Genomic DNA, 25,642 nt, shown 5'->3' on the forward strand with positions numbered 1-25,642 from the left:
TGGCGTTTCAGACGGCCTGTCATTGAAGCTTTATTGTTTGCCGATAAAGGCTTCTGCCTGTCTGCGTGTTTGCGCGTCTTGCGCCAGCAGGCCTTCGATATCGTGACGGCCGTCTGAAAAATCTTGGGCAAGGCAGTGGGCAACGACTTGGGCAATATCGGTAAACTTGATGCGTTTATCCAAGAAAGCGGCCACGGCAACTTCGTTGGCGGCGTTCAACACGCAAGGCGCGGCGCCACCTGCATTCATGGCCTGATAGGCAAGTTTCAGACATGGGAAACGGTCAAAATCAGGCTTTTGGAAGGTCAAAGCGGACAACGCGCCGAAATCCAACTCGCCCACGCCGGAATCGATGCGTTCGGGCAGACCCAAACAATAAGCAATCGGCGTACGCATATCGGGATTACCCAACTGCGCCAATACCGAACCATCGCGATAACGCACCATGCTGTGTATCACGGATTGCGGATGGATGACGACTTCCAGTTTTTCCGGCGGACAGTTAAACAGCCAATGCGCCTCAATCAACTCCAAGCCCTTATTCATCATTGATGCAGAATCAACGGAAATTTTTCGCCCCATACTCCAATTCGGATGCTTGACCGCCTGCTCGGGCGTAATGCTGTCAAATGTACTTAAATCGGTGTTAAGGAACGGGCCGCCCGATGCGGTCAGGATAATCGAATTGATACCGTGCTCATTCAGACGGCCTGTGTAATCCCTTGGCAATACTTGGAAGATGGCGTTGTGTTCGCTGTCAATCGGCAAGACGGCGGCGCCGTTTTGACGGGCGGTTTCCATGAACAATGCGCCGGAAACCACCAACGTTTCTTTGTTGGCCAGATAAATGGTTTTGCCCTTTTGAGCGGCGGCCAAAGCCGACGGCAAACCGGCCGCGCCGACAATGGCACACATCACGCCGCTGACTTCATCGGCCGAAGCCACATCAATCAGGGCTTGAGCACCATATAAAACCTGCGTATCGATGCCTTCTTGTTTGAGTTTCTTTTCCAGCTCGGCCGCATGGTCGGCATCGCCGACAACGGCATATTCCGGACGGAACTGTTTGCATTGCGCCGCCAGCTTGTCCACCTGCCTATGCCCTGCCAGCGCGAACACGCGGAATTTTTCGGGATGGCGGGAAATAACGTCCAAAGTGCTTTCGCCTATGCTGCCGGTACTGCCTAATATGGTCAGAACTTGTTGTGTCATGGTGTGTTCTTTGTGTGCTGTGCAAACGGTATTCATTGTGTTTGAAATAGATTTCTTTGCCGTTTCCAATTTTCAGACGGCCTTTTGCCTACCGGTTAAACAGGCCGTCTGAAAGAATTACTCAATGCCGTATTCGATGGTAACAACCAGTCGGACTTGTTTGCCGACGGTGCTTTTATCGTAAGAACCGCCGTATTCGTCGTCCTCACTGCTGCCGGTGTCGGCATAGATGTTGAACGAGCCTTGCGAAGCAGAACGCATGGCGCCCACTTTGCCGCCGCCGGTTTTGGCAAACTCGGCCGCTCGTTTCTGCGCATCCTCAGTCGCCTGCGTGATCAAATCGCGTTTGATGGTTTCCAAATTGCCCAGCAAATATTGCGGATTGTCGAAGCGGATGAATTCGTTTTGCGCACGGAAATTCAAAATGGCGCGCTGGGCGGCCTGGATTTTGTCCAGTTTTTTGGTGTTGACCACAATATTGAGGTCGCCGTCGTAGCCGTTGGGCGTGCGGGTTACGTTGCCCAGTTCGTCGCGGGTTTCATTGAAAACGCGCGACACTTCAGGCAGGCCCACTTTCATTTCAGCCGCCGTAAAGCCTTGCTCGCCCAAAAACTTAGACAGCTTTTTGCGTCTTGCCGTCAGCAAATCCAAAACTTCCTGATAGCTCTCGCCGTGCGCGTTCACGCCCGTATTCCACGTAGCGCTGTCGGATTGGAAGTTTTTCTCCGCCAAACCTTTTACAGTAATCGTCCCCGGTTGGCGCAGATTCTTAAACTGCACGCCCAAAATAAACGCCGCAGCCATCAATCCCAGTGCCAACAATACGCCCAAAATCGATAAAGATGAAATCTGTTTTTGTTCGGACATAATCAGCTCCCTCAACAACGTGAGACAGGCGGTTTAAAACAAATATACGAAAGCGGCATAAATGCTGATAACGGCAATCAGGCTGTCCACACGGTCGAACACGCCGCCGTGTCCCGGCAACAGATTGCTGCTGTCTTTGATACCGGCCGCACGTTTGAGCCAGCTTTCCAGCAAATCGCCGCACACGCTAACCACGGTCAGAATCAAGCCGATCAAAATCGTTTTGAACCAACCGGCTTCAAAAGTCAGCCAACCGGCTTTCCATACGATGGTCATGTACACGGCAACGCACAATGCGCCGCCGATCGCACCCTCCCAGCTTTTACCCGGACTGATGGTCGGCGCAATTTTGCGCTTGCCAAACGACTTGCCGCAGAAATACGCGCCAATATCGGCCACCCACACCAAGCCCATAATCGCCAATAAAGACAGCGCGTCTTCAGGCTGAGGGCGCAGGTAAACCAGTGCGAACCAAAACGGCATCACCAACAACCAACCGACAGTGTAAGCCTGCCAGCCGCCGTTTAACTTCCATTTCGCTTTCAGCCACCAAGGCATGACAATCAGCCAAAACGCCAATACGACACACCAAACCAAATCAGGCAGCTGCCAACCGCCGGCATAGGCAATCACGCCGAACACCAGCGTTGACGCTAAATAATGATTGATTTTCAGCTTGTCCAAGCCGCTCATGCGGGCATATTCCCACAAAACCAACATAGCAATCAGGCCACAAAACGCCGCCCACAACCACATAGGTGCATAAAACAGCATGACCAGCATCAGCGGCAAGAGCCACAGCGCCGTTAAAATCCGTTGTTTCAACATAATTCTCAACCCCGTTGCTGCTCAAGCGGCAGCTGTTCGGAAGTCCGCCCGAAGCGGCGCTCCCGTTTTTGGAACGAAACAATCGCCTCGTTCAGCGATTTCTCATTAAAATCAGGCCACAGCGTATCCGTAAAATACAATTCCGCGTACGCCATCTGCCACAGCAGGAAATTACTGATGCGCGTCTCGCCGCCGGTTCGGATAAACAAATCCGGCTCGGGTGCATCGCCCAACATCAAATAGCGCGACAACGCCTCTTCCGTAATCTCGGTTGCACCCTCGGCAATCAACTGATTTGCCGCCTGCAAAATATCCCAGCGGCCGCCATAATCGGCGGCAATGCTCAAAGTCAAGCCGGCATTGTTTGCCGTCAACGCCTCTGCCGCCTCAATCCCCTTCAGGATTTCAGCATTAAACCGCTCACGGCTGCCGATGACTTTCAAGCGCATATTGTTATCGTGCAAACGGCGCACCTGCTTTTGCAAAGCCTGCAAAAACAGCCCCATCAGAAAAGAAACCTCTTCCTCGGGGCGTCGCCAGTTTTCAGTCGAAAAAGCAAACACGGTCAAATACTGCACACCCAGCTCAGCACAATGCTTCACCATGTTCTCCAGCGCATCCAAACCGCGCTTATGCCCCATCACACGGGGAAGAAAACGCTTCTTTGCCCAACGTCCGTTGCCGTCCATAATCACGGCAATATGTCGGGGGATGGCAGAGTGTTCCAAAATCGTCTGCGTACTGCTTTTCATGTCTGCCTTTCAGGGAACAAACCGTCCAAAGGCCGTCTGAACGGTTTGCACACAGGATTAAATCGCCATCAAATCTTCTTCTTTGGCAGCCAAGAGCTTGTCTGCCTCAGCAATATATTTGTCGGTCAACTTCTGAACCGCTTCCTCGCCTCGGCGGGCTTCATCTTCAGAAATTTCTTTGTCTTTCAACAATTTTTTGATGTGGTCGTTTGCATCACGGCGCACATTGCGGATAGACACACGGCCCTCTTCCGCTTCGCCGCGTACTACTTTGATCAAATCTTTACGGCGTTCCTCAGTCAACATAGGCATTGGAACACGGATCAAATCACCGACAGAAGCAGGGTTCAGGCCCAAGTTGGAATCACGAATCGCTTTCTCGACTTTTGCAGCCATATTGCTCTCGAACGGTTTCACACCGATCGTACGCGCATCCAAAAGCGTTACGTTTGCCACTTGGCTCACAGGCACCATGCTGCCCCAGTATTCCACTTCCACTTGGTCGAGCAGGCCGGTATGCGCACGGCCGGTACGCACTTTAGCCAAATTGTCTTTCAATACTTCCAGAGAACGCTGCATTTTGCCTTCAGCTGTCTTTTGAATATCATTAATCATCTTATACTTTCAATTTCATAGGAATAAAACAGGATTAACCGAGAATAGTACCGTTAAACCGCCACCACGACAAGGCTTTACGCCCCAACAGCCTTGTTTTCTAACCGATATTTAACATCAAACAAAATAAAGGCCGTCTGAAAATCTTTCAGACGGCCTTTTCCTAATTCAAATCCTACTCTCTATTCCGTTCATTCCAAAAGTAACGCCATACAAAGCATGGAAAAGCAAAAATCAGGTAGAGGCAGACAACGGTCGCGTAAAACTCCCAATCTTGGGCATGCACGGCACCAGCTCGCGATTCGAGGATATAGGCGAGGATCGAGGTAAGAAGGAAGCCTGCCAGCAACTCGATCAAGTGATGGCCGATATGTTTGCGTTTCAGGGCGATGATGCCGAAGAATTTGGTGGTAATAAATGGTGCGTTGGCAAAGATAAGTGCCAACAGCAAAAGAATGTACATGGATGCGGTCATGATGGTCTTTCGGTTTTCAGACGGCCTATATGTGATTTTAACATGTTAAATGGGCATTCTTGCCCATCATTATCCGTGGAATATTCAATATCTTGATGATACCTGCTTGATGATTGTTCAAAGGCTTGAGGCCGTCTGAACTTTGGGTATATTTCATCCGAATGCGAATCCTAACAAAAACGGCGGCTTTGGAACAGCCGCCGTTGGTTTTGTTTGAAGCTTACAGGGTATTTTCCAATGCTTTGGCACACCAGTCGATAACGGTTTGCGGCATGATACCCCACAGGAGCAGCAAGAAGGCATTGACCGTCAGAACAAATTTAGCGGCATAGTTACTGCCGACCGGCTGGTCATGATCAGGCGCATCGAAGTAGATGACTTTGACCACGCGCAGGTAGTAGAAGGCGCCAATCAGCGACATGATGACGGCAAATACGGACAACCAAACATGGCCTTGTTTCAAGAGTGCCATAATCACGCCGAATTTGGCGTAAAAACCCATCAGCGGCGGAATACCCGCCATGGAGAACATAGACAGCAACATCAGGAAGGCAAACCATGCATGGCGTTGGTTAAGGCCTGCGAGGTCTTTGATATTTTCACATTCAATGTCTTTGGTGGACAATACCATCAAAACACCGAAGCTGACTGCCGCCATCAAAGCATAGGTAATGGCGTAATACAAACCTGCAGTAAAGCCGACTGCGCCTGCCATAAACGCCAACAGGATAAAGCCCATGTGCGATACAGTGGAATAGGCAAGCATACGTTTGATATTGGTTTGCATGATGGCGGCAAGGTTACCGACCACCAAAGAAGCAACGGCAAGAATGGCCAACATCGGCGCCCAGTCTGAATGTATGGTACCCATGCCAGTAACAAGGATACGGAACGCAAAGACAACGGCGGCGATTTTCGGAGCCGTACCCACAAAGGCGGTAACAGAGGTCGGCGCACCATCGTACACATCGGGCACCCACATATGGAATGGAACCGCACCCAATTTAAATGCAATGGCAACTACAATAAACACCATACCCAATTTCAACAGCCACTCGTTGGCCTGCTCATTGAAAGCAGAAGCCAAGACGGAAGCAAAATCAAGAGAACCGGTGGCGCCGTAAACCATAGAAATACCATAGAGTAGCAAACCGGAGGCCAACGCGCCCAATACGAAGTATTTCAGCGCGGCCTCGGCAGAACGACCGGAATCGCGGCGTAGGGCAATCATGGCATATAGCGATAAAGACAACAATTCCAAACCGATATACGCAGTCAAGAAATGTGCCGAGCTGACCATGACGCTCATACCCAACAGGGCAAACAGCGACAGGGTGTAAAACTCGCCTTTAAAGATTTGGCGGTCTTGGTTGTACGGTTTACTGTAAATAAACAAACCAAACGTCAGCGCATACAGTACCAGTTTTGCCAAACGGGACATGCCGTCTGCAATATACATACCGTGAAAGGCATCGATACTGCCCTGCTCCCATACCGCCAATTGGGTAATGGCCACGACAATGACCGTTCCCAAACTCATCAGATGGGTCAGATAGCGGTTTTTATCGCAAATCCACAAGTCTGCCAGCAATACGACACCCAATAGCGCAAGCAGCACGATTTCGGGCATGGCGGGCATTAAATTCAAATCAGACCAGTTCATTTACACACCTCAAATCTTGCTTTGTGCCACATGGGCAATCAAATCGTTTGCCGCTTGATGCACCACTTCGATAAACGCTTGCGGATACAGACCCATGCCCAAAACAGCAACCGCCAAAATCGCCAAAATCGCAAATTCGCGGCAATTGATGTCTTTCATTTCGGCAACGTGCGGATTGTGGATCGCACCAAAAATAACGCGTTTATACATCCACAGGGTATAAGACGCACCGTAAATCAGGGTCATAGCAGCCAACGCGCCTACCCAGAAATTCACTTTAACCGCACCCATAATCACCATAAACTCGCCCACGAAGCCGGAAGTCGCAGGCAGACCGGCATTGGCCATACCGAACAACATCATAAACGCCGCAAACTTAGGCATCACATTGACCACGCCGCCATAGTCAGCAATATTGCGGGTATGCAGGCGGTCGTACATCACGCCGATACACATAAACATCGCGGCAGACACGAAACCGTGGGAAATCATTTGAATGATTGCGCCTTTCAATGCCCAGTCATTCAGCTGGCCGTTCACAAACAGGAACATGCCCAAAGTGACAAAACCCATATGACTGATGGAAGAGTACGCCACTAGTTTTTTCATATCGGTTTGCACCAAAGCCACCATACCGATATAAATTACGGCAATCAGGCTCAATACGATGATCACAGGGGCAAAATAGCGTGCCGCATCCGGCATAATCGGCAGGATGAAGCGCAAGAAACCATACGCACCCAGTTTCAGCGTAATTGCCGCCAACACCATCGAACCGCCGGTCGGCGCTTCAACGTGGGCATCCGGCAACCAAGTGTGCACAGGGAACATCGGCACTTTTACGGCGAATGACAGGAAGAACGCTATAAACAAAAGCTGTTGTACGCCCAACGGAATCTGTTTGATGTTTTGGAAATCGACAATAGAGAAGCTGCCTGTTTGATAGTACAGGTAAACCATGGCAACCAGCATCAAGAGCGAACCCATCAGCGTATAGAGGAACAGCTTGACCGAAGCATAGACGCGGCGCGGGCCGCCCCATACACCGATAATCAGGTACAGCGGAATCAGCATACCCTCGAAGAACACATAAAACAGAATTGCATCCTGCGCAGCAAACGCGCCGTTAATCAAACCCGACATCATCAGGAATGCCGCCATATACTGCGCCGGACGTTTCTGAATGACTTCCCAACCGGCCAATACCACCAACAGCGTAATAAACGCATTCAAGATGATAAAGAGCACTGAAATACCATCTACACCCAATGCGTAGTTGATTTTCAGAAGCGGAATCCACTCGTGGAACTCGGTAAACTGATAGCCGCCGCTCAAACGGTCGAAACCGGTAAACAGGGGCAGCGTTACCAAGAAACCGGCAAGCGCACCCATGAAGGCAAGCACACGCGCCAGCGGCGCACGGCTGTCTTTACCGGTCGCCAAAACCAGCACACCTGCGGCGATGGGTATCCATATTGCCAAGCTGAGTAGGTAGTTGGAAAACATAGTGGTTAACCTGTGGTTAAAATAAAAATGTGTTTATGTGGATATTTCTTCGTTTCAGACGGCCTGAAGGTTTAAGACCGTCTGAAACCTTATTCTTATCGGAACAATCCCCAGAAGGTCATGCCGAGCAGTACCAATACGCCGAATACCATAGCAGCGGCGTAGGTGTAGATAAAGCCGGTTTGGGCTTTACGCACTTGCGCAGCAATCGCGCCGACCAGTTTGGCGGAGCCGTTGACAATACCGTTGTCGATAATGGCGGTATCGCCGACTTTCCAGAAGAAGGTACCCAATGCGCGCGTGCCTTTAGCGAAGACGTTGAAATACAGGGCGTCGAGGTAGTATTTGTTTTCAAACAAAACGTAAATCGGACGGAACGCCTGTGCAATTTTCGCTGGCAGGTGCGGCAGTTTGACGTACAGGAGCCATGCGCTTAAGACACCTGCGATAGCAAGGTAGAGTACAGGCGAATGCAGGCTGTGTGACACCATTGCCAATGCGCCGTGGAACTCTTCCTTCATGATGTGCATGGTCGGATGCGCGTCGGCATTGACAAAGATTACGTCTTTAAAGAAATCGCCGTAAAGCATAGGCTCAATGGCAACGTAGCCGATGATAACGGACGGAATGGCCAGCAGAATCAAAGGCAGGGTAACAACCAACGGGCTTTCGTGCGGATTGTCGTTTTTGCCCAAGCCGTGATGCTCTTCGCCATGATGATCGTCATGATGCTCAGGCAGGTTGCGCCATTTCTCTTCACCGTGGAACACCATAAAGTATTGGCGGAACGCGTAGAACGCAGTAACAAACACACTGGCAAGGACCGCAAAATAGGCAAAGCCACTGCCCGGCAGGGTGCTGTATTTCGCCGCTTCGATAATCGAATCTTTGGAATAGAAGCCGGAGAAGAACGGCGTACCGATCAGCGACAAGTTACCGATCAGCATGGTCAGCCAAGTAATCGGCATGTATTTTTTCAGGTTGCCCATGTGGCGCATATCTTGGTCATGGTGCATACCGATAATCGCGCTACCTGCAGCCAAGAACAGCAAGGCTTTAAAGAAAGCGTGAGTCATCACATGGAACATCGCCACGGAATAGGCGGACGCGCCCAGAGCCACGGTCATGTAGCCCAGTTGCGACAGGGTAGAATACGCAACCACACGTTTGATGTCGTTTTGAATCACGCCCAAGAAACCCATAAACAGGGCAGTAATCGCACCGATTACCATGATGACAGACAGCGCAGTGCTGCTCATCTCATAAATCGGCGACATACGCGATACCATGAACAGACCGGCGGTAACCATGGTTGCGGCGTGAATCAACGCGGAAATCGGTGTCGGGCCTTCCATCGAATCAGGCAGCCAAACGTGTAGCGGGAATTGCGCTGATTTACCCATCGCACCCACAAACAACAGCAAACAGGTTACGGTAATCAAAGACCATTCCACACCGGGGAACAGTTGAATGGTGGCCGTCTGAACATTAGGCAGATAAGCGAATACATCTTGATAGCGCAGGCTGCCGCCGAAATAGGCAAGCACCAAGCCGATACCGAGCAAAAAGCCGAAGTCGCCGACACGGTTAACCAAAAAGGCTTTCAGGTTGGCAAAAATCGCGCTCGGACGTTTGAAATAGAAACCGATCAAGAGATACGACACCAAGCCCACAGCTTCCCAACCGAAAAAGAGCTGGATGAAGTTGTTGCTCATAATCAGCATCAACATGCTGAAAGTAAATAAAGAAATGTAGCTGAAGAAGCGTTGGTAGCCGACTTTTTCATCGTGCATATAGCCGATGGTGTAGATATGTACCATCAGCGATACGCCGGTGACCACGACCATCATCATCGCCGTCATCGTATCGACCAAGAAGCCGACGGAAAAATCCAAACCGCCCATCGTCAGCCAGGTATAGACATTCTCGTCAAACTTGGCGCGGCTGCCGTCGATAAAGCCCCACAGCACATAAGCCGACAACACGGCGGACACCGCCACGCCGAGTATCGTAACCGTATGCGCGCCGGCACGTCCGATTTTATTGCCGAACAAACCCGCAATCAGCGAGCCTGCCAAAGGCACGAGGGCAATGATGAGATATAAAGTCATGTCGTTCATTTTGGATGAACCTTTTTGATTTAAAAATCTATGTTTGTTTTGTCGGTCGGATTCCCTAATCCGACCAATCTACTTTGTCTTGGTTTTCAGACGACCTCACGCCATAAGGCAGGTTGTCCAACCTTAAATTTTTTTCCTTACAGGCTTCAGATTTTCAGCCAAACCGTGCAACAGCATTCAAATCCGATAAAGCTGCCTGTCTTGGCAACGCGCCCTAATCGCTTTAGTGATGATGTCGCGTGGATCTGCCAATTTGAAACCGTTCCTATCTAAGTCCAAGCGGTCTAGGTCAGTCAGCATTATTGTATCCAAAACCACGCCTGTTTCAGGTCTACGGTATTCCACCGCAATGCCTTGACAGCCCCTTGTATGAACTTGATACACAGAGCGTATCCATGTGTATTTCACCTTACCCGCCCCACAGCCGTGTATGCAATAAGACAAACCGTCTTCGTCCAAACGTATGAATTCCCGATCTCTGCCCGTATTGCGGCGCGAATTTTGCCACATCTTCCATCCGGCAATCCCGATACCCGCACACAAAACCGACAATAAGCCAAACAGCCAGCCCAACCGCCCAGCCCATGCAAACGCAAACCACACCAGCCAAATCGACAGGAAAAATGGGACAGCAACCCAGCACAAAACTAAAAGCGAACGCGGCTTAAACACCCATTGCTCGATATTCGCTTGATCGGTTTGTTCAGACGGCATCCGCCCTACCCTTTCAACTCGTCCAAATCGGCAACATTAATCGTTTGTCGGTTGCGATACACCAGCACCATAATCGCCAAACCGATGGCGGATTCGGCAGCAGCAACGGTCAGTACGAAGAATACGAAAATCTGTCCGGCGGTATCGCCTAGATGTTGCGAAAAGGCGATAAAGTTGAAGTTCACCGCCAAGAGCATCAGCTCGATGGACATCAGCAATACCAGCACGTTTTTGCGGTTCATAAAGATACCCATTGCGCTGATACCGAACAGGAGCGCACCCAATACCAAATAATGCGTCAAGGTAATCATGCTTTGCCCTCCCCTTCCGGCTTGAGGCCGTCTGAAACTTCGCTTTCTTCGGCAGATTCGACTTGCGGTTTGACCGCTTCCATTTTCACCAGACGCATACGGCCTTGATCGGCGCGTACTTTAACTTGGTCGGCAGGATCCATGCGTTTCGGATTAACCGTTTTACGGTGAACCAGAGCAATCGCGGCTACCATACCCAACAGCAGCAATACCGCCGCCAATTCAAACGGCAACAGATAGTCGGTATAAATACGGCTGCCCAAATCGCGGATATTGTTGTAATCGGCCGGAATGTCTTTCATCAGGCCAAATGCGGCAAGGTCGGTTTTCGGGTTGACCAAAATCAGGATCAGGGTAACCGCCAACAATGTGCCAACCACACCGGCAACAGGCGCATGACGCCAGAAACCGGCGCGCATTTCCTCAATGTCGATGTTCAACATCATTACAACGAACAAGAACAACACCATCACGGCGCCGACGTAAACCACCACCAGCGTCACGCCCAAGAATTCGGCCTGCATCAGCATCCAAAGCATCGCGCTCACGCAGAAGGTCAGCACCAGATGCAAAGCGGCGTGAACAGGGTTTTTAGCGGTGACGGTACGAACCGCACCGTACAAAACGATAGCGGCAAGAATATAGAACAGAATCGCAGAAAAAGTCATTCGTCTGCTCCTTAACGATACGGCGCGTCAGCGGCTTTGCGTTTGGCGATTTCAGCTTCGTATTTGTCGCCAATGGCCAAAAGAATCGGCTTGGTCATGTGCAAGTCGCCTTTTTTCTCGCCGTGGTATTCAAAAATATGGGTTTCTACAATCGCATCGGTCGGGCAGGCCTCTTCGCAGAAACCGCAGAAGATACACTTGGTCAGGTCGATGTCGTAACGCTTGGTGCGGCGGGTGCCGTCTTCGCGTTCTTCCGATTCAATGTTAATCGCCATTGCTGGACAAACTGCCTCGCACAATTTACACGCAATACAGCGCTCTTCGCCGTTCGGATAACGGCGTTGCGCGTGCAGGCCGCGGAAACGCACGGATTGCGGCGTTTTTTCTTCGGGGAAGTAAATCGTGTCTTTGCGGGCGAAGAAGTTTTTGAGCGTTACGCCCATGCCTTTCACCAATTCGCCCAGCAGGAAGGTTTTTACTAAATTAGCCATTTTCGGATGCTCTTTTCGGATTGTTCTGTTTACAGGCCGTCTGAAAGCGGTTTTTTTAACCTGCCGCGCCCACCATTTCTAAAAACTCGGCTTCGGTCAGCTTCGGGGTATCGTTGGCCAAGTCATAATACGGAGCTTTGCAATCAATAAAGATTTGTGAGGTAGTTTCAAAGCCCGCGTTGTCGGCAAACAGCCCGGCGTTGATGTAATAATCGTTGCCAACCTGCACAAACAGGTGTGTGCCGCAGTGTTTGCAAAAACAGCGTTGCGCCCATTCGGACGACTGATAATGCGCGATGTGCTCGCTGCCTGTGATTTCGGGCGACCGGGCGGCCAAAGTAAAAGACGCGCCGCTGCCCCATGTGCGGCATTTCCCGCAATGGCAGGCGTGGAGTTCGCGGTTTTCGGCGGTTTCCAGTGATACTGCGCCGCACAGGCATTGAGCTTTCATCGGTTTCTCTCGGTTTGAAACGGTTAAAAATTTGGGGTTCAGGCTACCTGAAAACTTTCAGACGGCCTCCCTGCCCTATTTCCACAAATTCAGCGGTGAAATCATCCACACACCCAAAACCACGATGTAGGCGAAGCCGATCGGAATCAGCACTTTCCAGCCCAAACGCATGATTTGGTCGTAACGGTAGCGTGGGAAAGTTGCACGGATCCACAGATACCAGTACAGAACCGCCGCCATTTTCACAAACATCCAGAATGCGGAAGGCGTACCGATAAAGCCCCAGCTTTGCGGGAACGGAGACAACCAGCCGCCGAGGAACATCAGCGATGTCAGAGCGGCAATCAGAATCATGAAAATGTATTCGGCAAGGAAGAACAGCGCGAATGCGAAGCCGGAATATTCGACGTGGTGTCCGGCAACGATTTCGGACTCGCCCTCTGCTACGTCAAACGGTGCGCGGTTGGTTTCGGCAACGGCGGAAATCAGATAGACGATGAAGATTGGGAAGAGCGGCAGCCAGTTCCACGAGAACACGGAACCGCCCGCGATGCCTTTTGCCTGTGCGGCAACGATGTCGGAGAAGTTCATGCTGCCCGATACCATCACGACGCACACCAGCGCGGCACTCATGGCAATCTCGTAGGAAATGCTTTGTGCGGAAGCGCGCATTGCGCCCAAGAACGAATATTTGGAGTTGGAAGCCCAGCCCGCGATGATCACGCCATAAACCGACAGCGAGGTAATCATCAGGATGTACAAAAGGCCGATATTGATGTTGGTCAACACCCATTCTTCGTTGAACGGAATCACTGCCCACGCCGCGAAAGACGGGGCAAGCGACATAATCGGGCCGATGTAGAACAGGGCTTTGTTTGACAGCTTCGGACGGGTTACCTCTTTAAACAAGAGTTTAAACACGTCGGCAAACGGCTGAATCAGACCCCACGGGCCGGTTACGTTCGGGCCGACGCGAAGCTGCATAAAGCCGATGACTTTACGCTCGAAATACGTCAGGTAGGCAACGGTCAGAATCAGCGGAATCAGGATAATCACGATTTTGACGATGACGGATACCACCAAACCTACGGTGATACCCAAATCGCCCAGACCGAGCGTTGCGGCAAAGAGGTTTTGGAACCATTCTTGCATGATCAAGCTCCCGCCAGTTCAATAGTGTCCATCAACGCACCCAGCGCGGCATTTTCGGTATGCAGCGGCAGATGCACCACGTTTTCAGGCAAACCGGCATCGGCTTTGACAGCAACCGATACGCTTGCGCCGTTTTGTTTGGCGATAGCAGTTTGTCCGTCTTGCAGGCCTAAGCGCGCCAAAGTGTTCGGATTCACACGCGCGGCAGGCACGGCGGCATGGCTGGTTTCTTGCAACGGTGCGGAACGGCGCACGATAGAATCAGTGTGATAAATACCGACGCCGCCGACACGGACGAGACGATCTGAGGCCGTCTGAACGCCCTCCTCTGTCCATGTGCTGCGGTTGTCCAGTTTAGACGGCAGGCTTTCTGCATCCAGCGCATCTTTCAGAATCGCAGCGGTATCGTGGTATTCAAAACCTTTCAGGTCAAACAGGTTGCCCAATACGCGCAACACTTTCCACATCGGACGCGAATCGCCGAAGCCTTGTACCACGCCGTGGAAAGATTGCAGACGGCCTTCCATATTGATGAAGCTGCCTGATGTTTCGGTAAACGGCGCAATCGGCAACAATACGTCGCACACGTCCAGCAGCGTTTCGCTGACAAACGGTGTAAACGCCATCACGCTTTTCGCCTGTTTCAACGCGGCTACGGCTTTTGTACCGTCCGCCGTATCAATTTCCGGCTCGACGTTGAGCAGCAAGACTGCCTGTTTCGGTGCGCTTGCCATTTCGGCAACGCTCTCGCCAGAGTTCACACCTAATACGTCCGCACCAACGCTGTTGGCGGCTTGTGGCAAAATGCCCAGCACTGCGCCGGTCGCGTCTGCCAGCTCTTGCGCGGCGGCATAAATGGCGGCGTAATCAGGATGGTTTTGCACTTCCGCGCCCAAAATAACCGCTGCTTTTTCAGCGTTTTTCAGGCTGGCGGTAACGGCATGTTCCGCATTGGCAGACAGTTTTTTCAGACGGCCTGCCCACTCGTCGGGATGTGCGGCTTCCTGAGACAGGAGCAGCATAAACAATTCTTCTTTACTGCTGGCCAATACGCTCAAGGCCATACGGTCTTTGGCGGCGCGGCGCAGGCGGGCAGTCAGGAGCGGCTGTTCTTTGCGCAAGTTCGCGCCGACTACCAATACGGAATCGTTGTCAGCCAAAGATTCGATACTTTGTCCCAACCATTGCGCACCTTTAAGGCCGTCTGAAAGACGTTTGTCTTGTTGGCGCAAACGGGTGGCAAAGTTTTTAACACCCAAGCCGTCGGCGAGTTTTTTCGCCAGATACAGCTCTTCAACCGTATTCATCGGATTGGCCCAAACGCCAACTTGGTTTTGGTTGCCGTCTTTGGCGATACATTCAATCGCGCTGCGGACATATTCCAACGCGGTTTTCCAATCCACGTCCATCCACTCGCCGCCCTGTTTGATTTTCGGGTTTTTCAGACGGCTTTCGTGATACAGGCCTTCGTAGGCAAAACGGTCGCGGTCGGACAGCCAGCATTCGTTAATCGCTTCATTTTCCAACGGCAATACGCGGCGGACGGTATGGTCTTTGGTTTGTACAATCAGATTGCTGCCCAAAGCATCATGGGCGGAAACGGATTTGCGGCGGTTTAGCTCCCAAGTACGCGCGTTGAAGCGGAACGGTTTGCTGGTCAATGCGCCGACAGGACACAAATCGATGACGTTGCCTGACAATTCGGTTTCCACCGCTTTGCCGATAAAAGGCATGATCTCGGAATGTTCGCCGCGGTTGGCCATAGCGATTTCTTGCACGCCGGCGATTTCTTCAGTGAAACGAACGCAACGGGTACAGTGGATACAACGGCTCATTTCCTCGGCGGAAACCAAAGGCCCCATGTCCTTGCCGACGACGGAACGTTTTTCTTCAGTATAACGGCTGGTGGTTTTGCCGTAGCCCATCGCCAAATCCTGCAACTGGCATTCGCCGCCTTGGTCGCAGGTCGGACAGTCAAGCGGATGGTTGATGAGCAAGAACTCCATCACGCCTTCTTGAGCCTCTCGGGCTTTTGCCGAATGCGTACGCACAATCATGCCGTCTGTAACCGGCGTGGCACAGGCGGGCAGGGGTTTGGGGGCTTTTTCCACGTCCACCAAACACATACGGCAGTTGGCGGCGATGGAAAGTTTTTTGTGGTAACAGAAATGCGGGATATAAGTACCGAGCTTGTGCGCGGCTTCAATCACCGTCGCGCCCTGCTCCACAGATACCTGTTTGCCGTCGATTTCGATTTGTAACATGGTTCGTTCCTAGTTACGTGTATTTAATAAATAATTCTTTTAGAGGCCGTCTGAAAAACTTAGCACCACTTATTCGGTTTCATCGGTCCGCCGTGTTCGATGTAATGCACAAACTCATCACGGAAATGCTTGGTAAAGCTGCGGACAGGGAAGACGGCGGCATCGGCAAGGGCGCAGATGGTGCGGCCTGCCATTTGGTTACCGACAGAATCCAGCAAATCCAAGTCTTCCATGCGGCCTTTGCCTTCTACGATGCGGTGGACGATGCGGTAAAGCCAGCCCGTACCTTCACGACAAGGCGTACATTGGCCGCAAGACTCGTCGTAGTAGAAGTAGCTCAGGCGCTCAAGGGCTTTCACCATGCACACGTCTTCGTCCATGACGATAATCGCGCCGGAACCCAGCATCGAGCCGGCTTTGGAAATCGAGTCATAGTCCATATTGGTCTGCATCATGATATCGGCAGGCAAAACTGGCGCGGACGAACCGCCGGGAATAACGGCCTTGAGTTTTTTACCGCCGCGCATACCGCCCGCCATTTTCAGGACTTCGGCAAACGGTGTACCCAATGGCACTTCATAGTTGCCCGGACGCTCGACATGACCGGAAATACAGAACAATTTGGTACCGCCTGCATTCGGAATACCTTTATCGGCAAATGCCTGTCCGCCGTCACGGATAATGAAGGGGACGGAGGAGAACGTTTCGGTATTGTTGATGGTGGTCGGTTTGCCGTACAGGCCGAACGAAGCAGGGAATGGCGGCTTAAAGCGCGGCTGGCCTTTTTTGCCTTCCAGCGATTCGAGCAATGCGGTTTCTTCGCCGCAAATATATGCGCCGTAGCCGTGGTGGGCGAAGAGTTCAAATTCAAAATCCGAACCCAAAATATTTTTACCCAAAAAGCCTGCGGCACGCGCCTGCTCCAAAGCGGCTTCAAAACGTTGGTAGCCTTCGAAAATTTCGCCGTGGATGTAGTTGTAGCCGGCTTTCGCACCCATCGCGTAACCGGCAATAATCATGCCTTCAATCAGGGCATGAGGATTGAACATGATGATGTCGCGGTCTTTAAATGTACCCGGCTCGCCTTCGTCGGTGTTACAAACCACATATTTTTCGCCCGGGAAGGAACGGGGCATAAAGCTCCATTTTAAACCGGTCGGGAAACCCGCACCGCCACGACCGCGCAAGCCAGAGGTTTTGACTTCGTCAATCACATCGGTTTGCGAGATGTTTTCGGACAGGATTTTACGCAGGGCGGTATAACCGCCACGTTTGACGTATTCGTCCAATGTCCAGCAATCGGGATTGGCGGTATCCACTTGGTCAAAAATCACGCCTGATTGGTAAATAGCCATTTTTGGTGTGCCTGTTCGTTTTCGTATAAGTTGCAGCCGTTGTTTCAGACGGCCTAATATACTTTTGTATATCGATTACATGCCGACTAAATAAAAATATTGGTTTATAAAATTGATATTTCAGACGACCTTGTGTTTCGTTTTCATGGTTGTAGACCTAGCCTGCTTTGCTGAAGTATTACCATCCACCGCATTTATCTTCACATGGAATACCATCACCATCACCATCCATTTTGGTATCAGAACAATTCTGTAAAAACCATTTGGCCTCTTCGCATGACACCATCTGAGAACAATATTGCCTGCCATCACAACGATATTTATTACTATTGCTTTTTTTAGCTTGTATCGCAGCTGGATCATTAAGCTCTACTGGTGCATTAGTTTGTTTAGGGACTAATTTTGCTGCAGCGAATTGATATATCTGATAACCAATTAACCCGAAAAGTGCCAACCCTACCAATTTCGTCAATATGGAAGACGACGTATCTAAGGCAAAAAATGATTTTTTCTTTGCCCTCGAACGATGGTTATGATTCCGCTTAAAATCTCTTGCCTCACGACTCAAGTAACGAATCTGTTTAGCAACGTTTTTTCCTTTTCCGTTAGAAGATACTTCAAAGCCAACCACCTCATTAAGTTCAGGACGTGGACTTCTTTGGAAAAAGTCAGAAATATGGCAGAAAATTTCTTGTTTACTACCATCTATCCGTATAAAACCATAACCTTTTTCATCATCCCACTTAACAATTATCCCTTTCATTAACCGCTTCCCTTTTTATTGTTACTTTTAAATCACAATTTAAAATTTCGGAATAACTAGTAAGTTTGATTACAAACCTAATATGTTCGACGATCTATTCTAATTCTGCTAATTTTTTCTCAATCGCCTCTTCAGTCATAAAGCTGCACATGCTGTGGTTGTTGACCAGCATGACCGGTGCGTCGCCACATGCGCCCATGCATTCGCCTTCGACAAGGGTAAACTTGCCGTCGGGCGTGGTTTCGCCGTAGCCGATACCGAGTTTTTGTTTGAGGTATTCGCCGGTAGCCATACCGCCGCGCAGGGCGCAGGGCAGGTTGGTACAAACGGTCAGTTTGTATTTGCCGACAGGCTCAAGGTCGTACATATTGTAGAAAGTAGCGACTTCGTAGGCTTGTGCAGGCGAGATGCCGATATAGTCTGCGACAAAGGCGATGGTCTCGGGAGCGAGCCAGCCTTTTTCGGTCTGGGCAATACGCAATGCGCCCATAATAGCGGATCGGCGTTGGTCGGCAGGATATTTTGCCAACTCAATATCAATTTGTTTTAAGGATTCTGCGGATAACATTATCGGTCAACCTCCCCGAATACGATGTCCTGCGTACCGATAATGGCAACAACGTCGGCCAGCATGTGGCCTTTTGCCATTTCGTCCATGCCTTGCAGATGGGCGAAGCCGGGTGCGCGGATTTTCAGGCGGTAGGGTTTGTTCGCGCCGTCTGAAATGATGTAAACGCCGAACTCGCCTTTCGGGTGTTCGACAGCGGTGTAAGTCTCGCCCTCGGGAACGTGCATCCCTTCGGTAAAGAGTTTGAAATGGTGAATCAGGTCTTCCATACCTGTTTTCATTTCGGTGCGCTTGGGCGGGGCGAATTTGTGGTTTGTGGTAATGACCGGGCCGGGATTGACGCGCAGCCAGTCGGCACATTGTTTGATGATGCGTACGGATTGGCGCATTTCCTCCATGCGGCAGAGGTAGCGGTCGTAACAGTCGCCGTTGACGCCGACGGGAATATCGAAATCCATTTGGTCGTACACTTCATACGGCTGTTTCTTACGTACGTCCCATTCCACGCCCGAACCGCGCAGCATCACGCCGGTAAAGCCTTTTTGCATGGCGCGCTCGGGGGAGACGACGCCGATGCCGACGGTACGTTGTTTCCAGATGCGGTTGTCGGTCAGGAGGGTTTCGAGTGTGTCGATGTTTTTCGGGAAGCGTTCGCAGAAGGCGTCGATGAAGTCGAGCATGGTGCCTTCGCGGGATTCGTTGAGCTGCTTCAATACTTTGGCGTTGCGGAATTTGCTGCTCTCGTATTTGGGCATGAAGTCGGGCAGGTCGCGGTAAACGCCGCCGGGACGGAAGTAGGCGGCATGCATACGCGCGCCGGAAACGGCTTCGTACAAGTCCATCAGCTCTTCGCGATCGCGGAAAGCGTAGAGGATGGCAGTCATCGCACCGATGTCGAAGGCGTGCGAACCGATGCCCATCAAGTGATTGAGGATACGCGTTACTTCGGCGAACATCACGCGGATGTATTGGGCGCGGATAGGCACATCAATTCCGGCGAGTTTTTCTACCGCCAAGCAATACGCCTGCTCGTTGACCATCATGGAAACGTAGTCCAACCTGTCCATATAAGGCAGGGCTTGCAGATAGGTTTTGGTTTCCGCCAGTTTTTCGGTGCCTCGGTGCAAGAGGCCGATATGCGGATCGGCACGGACGATTTGTTCGCCATCCAATTCCAAAATCATACGCAATACGCCGTGCGCCGCAGGGTGTTGCGGGCCGAAGTTGATGGTGTAGTTTCTTAATTTATTGGCCACCGTAGTTCTCCTCACGGACGATACGCGGCGTGATTTCGCGCGGCTCGATGGTAACAGGTTGGTAAATCACGCGTTTTTGCTCTTCGTCGTAACGCATTTCGACATAACCGGAAATCGGGAAGTCTTTGCGGAACGGATGTCCGACGAAACCGTAATCGGTCAGGATGCGGCGCAAGTCCGGGTGGTTGTTGAACATGATGCCGTACATATCGAAGGCTTCGCGTTCGTACCAATCCGCGCTGTTGTAAATATCGACTACGGATTCGACTACGGGAAAGTCGTCGTCTGAAACCCAAACGCGTACGCGGATGCGTTGATTATTTTTAACGGAAAGCAACTGACTGACGACGGCAAAGCGTTTGCCCTGCCATACTTCGTTTTTGTAAGTGCTGTAATCGACACCGCACAAGTCGACCAGAAGCTCGAAATGCAACTCTTCATGGTCGCGCAATGCGGTCATGACTGAAATATAGTGTTCGGGCAGACACTCGACGGTAATCTCGCCCAAAGCTGAAATGACTTTGCTTGCCTGATCGCCAAGCACGCCGACAACGGTCTCATATAAGTTTTGAATGCTTGCCATATCGTCCTCTCCTTACTCGTCACGCGCGATGGTGGAAGTGCGCTTGATTTTTTGTTGGAGCTGAATCAGGCCGTAAATCAAGGCTTCCGCAGTCGGCGGACAACCCGGCACATAAACGTCTACCGGCACGACGCGGTCGGCACCGCGCACAACGGAATAAGAGTAGTGATAATAGCCGCCGCCGTTGGCACACGAGCCCATAGACAACACCCAGCGCGGCTCGGCGAGCTGGTCGTATACGCGGCGCAGGGCTGGCGCCATTTTGTTGGTCAGCGTACCTGCCACAATCATCAGGTCGGCCTGACGTGGGGACGGACGGAAAATGATGCCGAAACGGTCAAGGTCATAACGCGCCATACCCGCATGCATCATTTCCACGGCGCAGCAGGCCAAGCCGAAAGTAACCGGCCACAATGAACCGGTACGCATATAGTTCAACACCGTATCCGCGCTGGTGGTGATGAAACCTTTTTTCAAAACGCCTTCTATTCCCATTCCAGCGCACCTTTTTTCCATTCGTAAATAAAGCCTACCGTCAGAACGACGATAAACACCAGCATAGACCAAAAGCCGTACGCGCCCAAATCTTTGAACACAACTGCCCACGGCAACATGAACGCGACCTCCAAATCAAACAGGATGAAGAGGATGGCGACGAGGTAATAGCGCACGTCGAACTTCATCCTTGCGTTTTCAAAGGCTTCAAAACCGCATTCGTAAGCCGCGTCTTTTTCGGCATAGTGACGTTTCGGGCCTAAAATTGTGCCGAGCAGAATAAACAGCACACCGGCCGCAAGGCCGACGAGGATGAATACGAGGACGGGAAAATAACTGGCCAACATGGTCGTACCTAACTGGTTGACAGACAAATCTTAAAAATTAGGTTACCATTTTATCGAATTTCAAAAGCCATTTAAAGGTAAATATCAGCAAATCAGTAAAAAAACCCTAATAAATTCAATAAAGTTATGAGAACAATTCTTATTCTTATTTAATATTTCCAAATTTTAATTTCAGTTTAATCATGTATCATTTAATTTGGATTTTCTGCCTGTCCGATTTACTTCAAAAATCTGGAAAACCACCCTTTTCCAAACCTCAATAAAAACATCAGGCCGTCTGAAAACTGATTCTTTTTCAGACGGCCTGTGTACATCACATTATTTTAAATAGAAAAATCAATCGACACCTTTGAGCATGCGGTTCAATACTGGGGTGAGTACCAGCAGGATACCGCAGGTTACTGCGCCGATGGTGGCCAGCATCCAGTAGAAATCCAATGGCGACTGAGCATTGTAGTAGTCTTTAAACAACACTCCGCCCAAGGTAAAGCCAATGGACAATGCTAAGAAATTCAACGCAACCATTTGTGTTTTAAACATGCTCGGTGCGATTTTGGTGGAAAACGACAGCGAAATCGGCGACAGCATCAACTCGCCTATCGTAATTGCCAGCAACATCAGCATAAACACGATAATCGGCATCGGGGTCTCGGATGAAATATACGGAATGAAACACAAATAAGAGGCGCCGGTTACCAACATGGCCAGTGCAAACTTCAACGGTGTTTTAGGTTGGCGTTTGCCCATTTTCGTCCACACCGTGGCCATCACGCCGGAAAAGAGAACCACCCACATGGCCTGTATCGAATCTTTCCATGAAACAGGCACGGTAAAGCCGAAGAAAGTACGGTCAACCGTTTCGTCAAAATAAACCGTTGCAACGGTGTACACCTGAAACCAAACCGCCCAGAACATACAAATAGTCAAAAACAGCGGAATATAGGCCATGATGTAACGTTTATTGGCTGCCTCAACCTGGCTGCTGCCCAGCAGGCGTGCAAAATAAGCGATAACGGTGATAATGACCACGCCCAAAAGCCAGCGTGAAAAGTTCTCAAGATTGAGCGCGCCGGAAGCAATCACGCTGCTCAACACCAAAACCAGCAACACGCCGACAGCTATAGCAGTCTGTATCTTTTCAGGACGCAACGGATTCGGAGCCGGCGTATGCGGCAGGTTTTTACGGCCGCGCGAATACCACAGCAGGCCAAATGCCATACCGACGGCCGCTGCGCCGAAACCGTAATGGAAACCCATTCTGTCTTGCAAAATACCGGTCAACAAAGGGCCTAAGAAACCGCCAATATTGATGGAAATATAGAAAATGGAGAAACCGGCATCACGCAATTCTCGCAGGTCGTCCCGTTCATACAAAGAACCGACCATCGAACCGGCAGACGATTTCACGCCGCCGCTGCCCAGCGCGATAAACACCAAGCCCAACAGCAATCCCATCAAGCCCGGCACAATCGCCAATAAAATATGGCCGATCATTACGACAATGCCGGCGATAAACAGGGTACGCTCCGCGCCCCAAATGCGGTCGGCTAACCATGCGCCGAGAATGGTGGACAGGTAAACGCTGCCACCGTATGCGCCAACGATACCGCCGGCCAAAGCCTTATCCATACCCAAACCGCCTTGATTCGCGGTGTAATACAGATAAATCAGCAGGATGCCCTGCATACCGTAGAAGGAAAAACGCTCCCACAGCTCAATATGGAATAGGGTGGATAATTGCAAAGGATGGCCGAAGAAAGTTTTCTCGGCAGAAGACAGCTTTTGACCGGACATTTAATAAGTTCTCCTAATATATCGGACAGGATCAGGCTTCAGACGGCCTATTGCACCTACCAATCATTTTTATAGAAACTATATATTACCGCCAATCTTTGCATTTGCAAAACATTAAAAAGCATATTTTTACAGAAAGATTAATATTCGCATTTAAAAAAGAACTCAATACCCACATAACAAGCATATCGTGGCCATCCCCGTCATGCCCTACATATTCAAAAACCCGTTAATTTTTAGTGTATTTTTCATGTAACCGAAAACGGATATATTTACTGCGTTCAGTATTCCATTTAGGCTGATAAGACTTTAGCTTATGCAAATAGATAAAACCTTTTGCCTGCTGGAAATATAAATCATCAAAGTTGGGTGTAATTACTGCCATATTCAACAATAAACAGGCCGTCTGAAAGATTTCAGACGGCCTGTTTATCTCTTACGGTTTACACACCTTGTTTCAGGCTGGCTTCGATGAAGCCGTCCAAGTCGCCGTCCAATACGGCTTTGGTGTTGCCGACTTCGTAGCCTGTACGCAGGTCTTTAATGCGTGAGGAATCCAAAACGTATGAGCGGATTTGGCTGCCCCAACCCACATCGGACTTGCCTTCTTCCAACGCCTGCTTCTCTTCGTTGCGTTTGCGCATTTCCAATTCGTACAGTTTGGATTTCAACATTTCCATCGCGGCGGCTTTGTTGGCGTGTTGCGAACGGTCGTTTTGACATTGCACCACAATCCCGGTCGGCTCGTGGGTAATACGCACGGCGGAGTCGGTTTTGTTAATGTGCTGACCGCCTGCACCGGATGCGCGGTAAGTGTCGATACGCAAATCGGCAGGGTTGATTTCAATTTCGATGGAGTCGTCGATTTCGGGATAAACAAACACGGATGAGAACGACGTATGGCGTTTGTTGTTGGAGTCAAACGGTGAGTAGCGCACCAAGCGGTGGACGCCGGTTTCGGTACGCAGCAAGCCGTAGGCGTATTCGCCTTCCACGCGGATGGTGGCGCGGTTGATGCCCGCGATTTCGCCGTTGTCTTCTTCAAGGATTTCGATTTTGAAGCCTTTGCGCTCGGCGTAGCGGCTGTACATGCGGAACAGCATACCTGCCCAGTCTTCGGCTTCGGTACCGCCTGCGCCTGCGGTGATGTCGATAAAGCAGTTGTTCGGGTCGGCTGGCTGGTTGAACATTCGTTTGAATTCGAGGTCGGCCATTTGTTTTTCCAAACCGGCCACGTCTTCCTGCACGGCGGCGAAACCTTCTTCATCGTTTTCTTCGACGGCCATTTCGATCAACATACGGTTGTCTTCGATGCCTGTGGCGATGTTGTCGAGGGTTACCACGATGCCTTCGAGGATTTTGCGCTCTTTGCCGATTTCTTGGGCGCGTTTGGGGTCGTTCCACAGTTCCGGGTCTTCGGAGAGGCCGACGACTTCTTCAAGGCGGTCTTTTTTGCCTTGGTAGTCCATATAGACGCGGATGTCTTCGCTGCGCTTCTCCAGGTCGTTTAGGGTGTTGTTAAGCTGGTTGATTACTTCGGCTTCCATGATTCTTGTGTTCTTTCAAAATTTTAGGGGCGTATTGTAAGGGATTTGCCTGTTTTTTTCCATGACCGGGTCGTCTGAAAATGTGCGGTTCGGGTTTTCAGACGGCCTCGGTTTTGAATTTTTCCATCCAAAGCCGCCAGTCGTTGTCTATCGGCGCTTGCACGGTCATCCGGCTGCCGTTTTCTATGCTTTGAAAACTGAGGCTTCGCGCGTGCAACATTAAGCGTTGCGTGCCGATATGTTCGGCAACGGCATGGTTTTGGCGCAAATCGCCGTAGTTGGTGTCGCCGACGATGGGGTGGAAAATGTGTTTCATATGGCGGCGGAGTTGGTGTTTGCGGCCGGTGTGCGGCGTGAGTTCGGCCCACGAATAACGCGAGGTCGGATAACGCAGGGCGGATTGGAACGGCAACTCGGTTTGCGCCAGACAACGGTAGGCGGTTTGTGCTTCCTGCAATGTGGCTTCGGTCTGCGCTTCGGCGATTTTGTCGGGCATATATTTGAGGGCGTAATCAATCAGGCCGTCTGAAGGCAGATGACCGCGAACAATCGCCCAATACGTTTTTTCGATGGTTTTGTTTTCAAACTGCTGCGTCAATAACCGTGCGGCTTCCGTATCGAGGGCAAACAGCAAGACGCCGGAAGTCGGGCGGTCGAGGCGGTGGACGGGATAGACGTGCTGCCCGATTTGGTCGCGCAGGGTCTGCACGGCAAAACGGGTTTCGTGTTTGTCTAACCAGCTTCGGTGCACCAGCATTCCGGCAGGTTTGTTGACGGCAACGGTGCGACTGTCGCGGTGGATAATATCAAGCATGGCAAAGCAGTAAAAATAAAAGCAGATATTG

The 25,642-nt window shown here is 50.8% G+C and carries 26 protein-coding genes; all 26 read right to left on the reverse strand.

Annotated elements, in window-relative coordinates:
• Window positions 1-30 precede the first annotated feature (30 nt).
• Complete coding sequence (gene ispC, locus ACTHSW_RS01520) at window positions 31-1,212, reverse strand: 1-deoxy-D-xylulose-5-phosphate reductoisomerase (RefSeq protein WP_070461110.1); 1,182 nt, start codon at window positions 1,210-1,212, stop codon at window positions 31-33.
• Between the two features lie 117 nt (window positions 1,213-1,329).
• Entirely contained in the window at window positions 1,330-2,079 is a 750-nt protein-coding gene (locus tag ACTHSW_RS01525) for an SIMPL domain-containing protein (protein WP_003747899.1), read from the reverse strand.
• A 33-nt stretch (window positions 2,080-2,112) separates the two neighbouring features.
• Window positions 2,113-2,907: a phosphatidate cytidylyltransferase gene (locus ACTHSW_RS01530; protein ID WP_070461055.1), complete on the reverse strand. Its 795-nt coding sequence runs from the start codon at window positions 2,905-2,907 to the stop codon at window positions 2,113-2,115.
• Window positions 2,908-2,912: 5 nt separating this feature from the next.
• Window positions 2,913-3,659, reverse strand: a complete 747-nt coding sequence (locus ACTHSW_RS01535) for an isoprenyl transferase (protein WP_107768627.1) — start codon at window positions 3,657-3,659, stop codon at window positions 2,913-2,915.
• Between the two features lie 57 nt (window positions 3,660-3,716).
• Window positions 3,717-4,274: a ribosome recycling factor gene (gene frr, locus ACTHSW_RS01540; RefSeq protein WP_003686718.1), complete on the reverse strand. Its 558-nt coding sequence runs from the start codon at window positions 4,272-4,274 to the stop codon at window positions 3,717-3,719.
• Between the two features lie 175 nt (window positions 4,275-4,449).
• On the reverse strand, window positions 4,450-4,749 hold the full coding sequence (locus tag ACTHSW_RS01545; protein ID WP_107768626.1) for a DUF2818 family protein: 300 nt from the start codon (window positions 4,747-4,749) through the stop codon (window positions 4,450-4,452).
• A gap of 220 nt (window positions 4,750-4,969) precedes the next feature.
• Window positions 4,970-6,412, reverse strand: a complete 1,443-nt coding sequence (gene nuoN, locus ACTHSW_RS01550; RefSeq protein ID WP_107792270.1) for an NADH-quinone oxidoreductase subunit NuoN — start codon at window positions 6,410-6,412, stop codon at window positions 4,970-4,972.
• 9 nt (window positions 6,413-6,421) lie between these two features.
• A complete protein-coding gene (locus ACTHSW_RS01555) occupies window positions 6,422-7,918 on the reverse strand; it encodes an NADH-quinone oxidoreductase subunit M (RefSeq protein ID WP_107792271.1) in 1,497 nt (498 codons plus the stop codon).
• A 95-nt stretch (window positions 7,919-8,013) separates the two neighbouring features.
• Complete coding sequence (nuoL, locus tag ACTHSW_RS01560) at window positions 8,014-10,038, reverse strand: NADH-quinone oxidoreductase subunit L (RefSeq protein ID WP_070606423.1); 2,025 nt, start codon at window positions 10,036-10,038, stop codon at window positions 8,014-8,016.
• A gap of 177 nt (window positions 10,039-10,215) precedes the next feature.
• Window positions 10,216-10,752 carry a hypothetical protein gene (locus tag ACTHSW_RS01565; RefSeq protein ID WP_070606426.1) on the reverse strand — a complete coding sequence of 179 codons (537 nt, stop codon included), beginning with the start codon at window positions 10,750-10,752 and terminating at the stop codon, window positions 10,216-10,218.
• A gap of 5 nt (window positions 10,753-10,757) precedes the next feature.
• Window positions 10,758-11,063, reverse strand: coding sequence for an NADH-quinone oxidoreductase subunit NuoK (gene nuoK / locus ACTHSW_RS01570; protein ID WP_002215628.1), 306 nt, complete (start codon window positions 11,061-11,063; stop codon window positions 10,758-10,760).
• Window positions 11,060-11,731, reverse strand: a complete 672-nt coding sequence (locus ACTHSW_RS01575) for an NADH-quinone oxidoreductase subunit J (protein WP_070606428.1) — start codon at window positions 11,729-11,731, stop codon at window positions 11,060-11,062. Before ACTHSW_RS01575 ends, nuoK begins: the two co-directional genes overlap by 4 nt.
• Window positions 11,732-11,742: 11 nt before the next feature.
• Entirely contained in the window at window positions 11,743-12,222 is a 480-nt protein-coding gene (nuoI, locus tag ACTHSW_RS01580) for an NADH-quinone oxidoreductase subunit NuoI (protein WP_002216341.1), read from the reverse strand.
• Window positions 12,223-12,277: 55 nt separating this feature from the next.
• Window positions 12,278-12,673, reverse strand: coding sequence for a GFA family protein (locus tag ACTHSW_RS01585; protein ID WP_003676990.1), 396 nt, complete (start codon window positions 12,671-12,673; stop codon window positions 12,278-12,280).
• A 75-nt stretch (window positions 12,674-12,748) separates the two neighbouring features.
• On the reverse strand, window positions 12,749-13,825 hold the full coding sequence (gene nuoH / locus ACTHSW_RS01590; protein WP_002228932.1) for an NADH-quinone oxidoreductase subunit NuoH: 1,077 nt from the start codon (window positions 13,823-13,825) through the stop codon (window positions 12,749-12,751).
• Between the two features lie 2 nt (window positions 13,826-13,827).
• Window positions 13,828-16,089, reverse strand: a complete 2,262-nt coding sequence (gene nuoG / locus ACTHSW_RS01595; protein ID WP_070461037.1) for an NADH-quinone oxidoreductase subunit NuoG — start codon at window positions 16,087-16,089, stop codon at window positions 13,828-13,830.
• Between the two features lie 59 nt (window positions 16,090-16,148).
• Entirely contained in the window at window positions 16,149-17,444 is a 1,296-nt protein-coding gene (gene nuoF / locus ACTHSW_RS01600) for an NADH-quinone oxidoreductase subunit NuoF (RefSeq protein WP_003686543.1), read from the reverse strand.
• 178 nt (window positions 17,445-17,622) lie between these two features.
• A complete protein-coding gene (locus ACTHSW_RS01605) occupies window positions 17,623-18,207 on the reverse strand; it encodes an excalibur calcium-binding domain-containing protein (RefSeq protein WP_070461036.1) in 585 nt (194 codons plus the stop codon).
• Window positions 18,208-18,301: 94 nt separating this feature from the next.
• A complete protein-coding gene (nuoE, locus tag ACTHSW_RS01610) occupies window positions 18,302-18,775 on the reverse strand; it encodes an NADH-quinone oxidoreductase subunit NuoE (protein ID WP_004467713.1) in 474 nt (157 codons plus the stop codon).
• Complete coding sequence (gene nuoD / locus ACTHSW_RS01615) at window positions 18,775-20,031, reverse strand: NADH dehydrogenase (quinone) subunit D (protein WP_009310869.1); 1,257 nt, start codon at window positions 20,029-20,031, stop codon at window positions 18,775-18,777. Before nuoD ends, nuoE begins: the two co-directional genes overlap by 1 nt.
• Window positions 20,021-20,614, reverse strand: a complete 594-nt coding sequence (locus ACTHSW_RS01620) for an NADH-quinone oxidoreductase subunit C (protein ID WP_002216335.1) — start codon at window positions 20,612-20,614, stop codon at window positions 20,021-20,023. Before ACTHSW_RS01620 ends, nuoD begins: the two co-directional genes overlap by 11 nt.
• Before the next feature lie 12 nt (window positions 20,615-20,626).
• Window positions 20,627-21,109, reverse strand: a complete 483-nt coding sequence (locus ACTHSW_RS01625; RefSeq protein ID WP_002215610.1) for a NuoB/complex I 20 kDa subunit family protein — start codon at window positions 21,107-21,109, stop codon at window positions 20,627-20,629.
• A complete protein-coding gene (locus ACTHSW_RS01630) occupies window positions 21,100-21,456 on the reverse strand; it encodes an NADH-quinone oxidoreductase subunit A (protein ID WP_003686600.1) in 357 nt (118 codons plus the stop codon). Before ACTHSW_RS01630 ends, ACTHSW_RS01625 begins: the two co-directional genes overlap by 10 nt.
• A 336-nt stretch (window positions 21,457-21,792) precedes the next feature.
• Window positions 21,793-23,250: an oligopeptide:H+ symporter gene (locus ACTHSW_RS01635; protein WP_107811081.1), complete on the reverse strand. Its 1,458-nt coding sequence runs from the start codon at window positions 23,248-23,250 to the stop codon at window positions 21,793-21,795.
• Between the two features lie 443 nt (window positions 23,251-23,693).
• Window positions 23,694-24,797, reverse strand: a complete 1,104-nt coding sequence (gene prfB, locus ACTHSW_RS01640) for a peptide chain release factor 2 (protein WP_070461035.1) — start codon at window positions 24,795-24,797, stop codon at window positions 23,694-23,696.
• Between the two features lie 97 nt (window positions 24,798-24,894).
• Complete coding sequence (gene truC, locus ACTHSW_RS01645) at window positions 24,895-25,611, reverse strand: tRNA pseudouridine(65) synthase TruC (protein ID WP_070461109.1); 717 nt, start codon at window positions 25,609-25,611, stop codon at window positions 24,895-24,897.
• Between the last annotated feature and the right edge of the window lie 31 nt (window positions 25,612-25,642).

The organism is Neisseria sp. P0008.S004 (assembly GCF_051962755.1).
Taxonomy (GTDB): Bacteria; Pseudomonadota; Gammaproteobacteria; order Burkholderiales; family Neisseriaceae; genus Neisseria; species Neisseria subflava_A.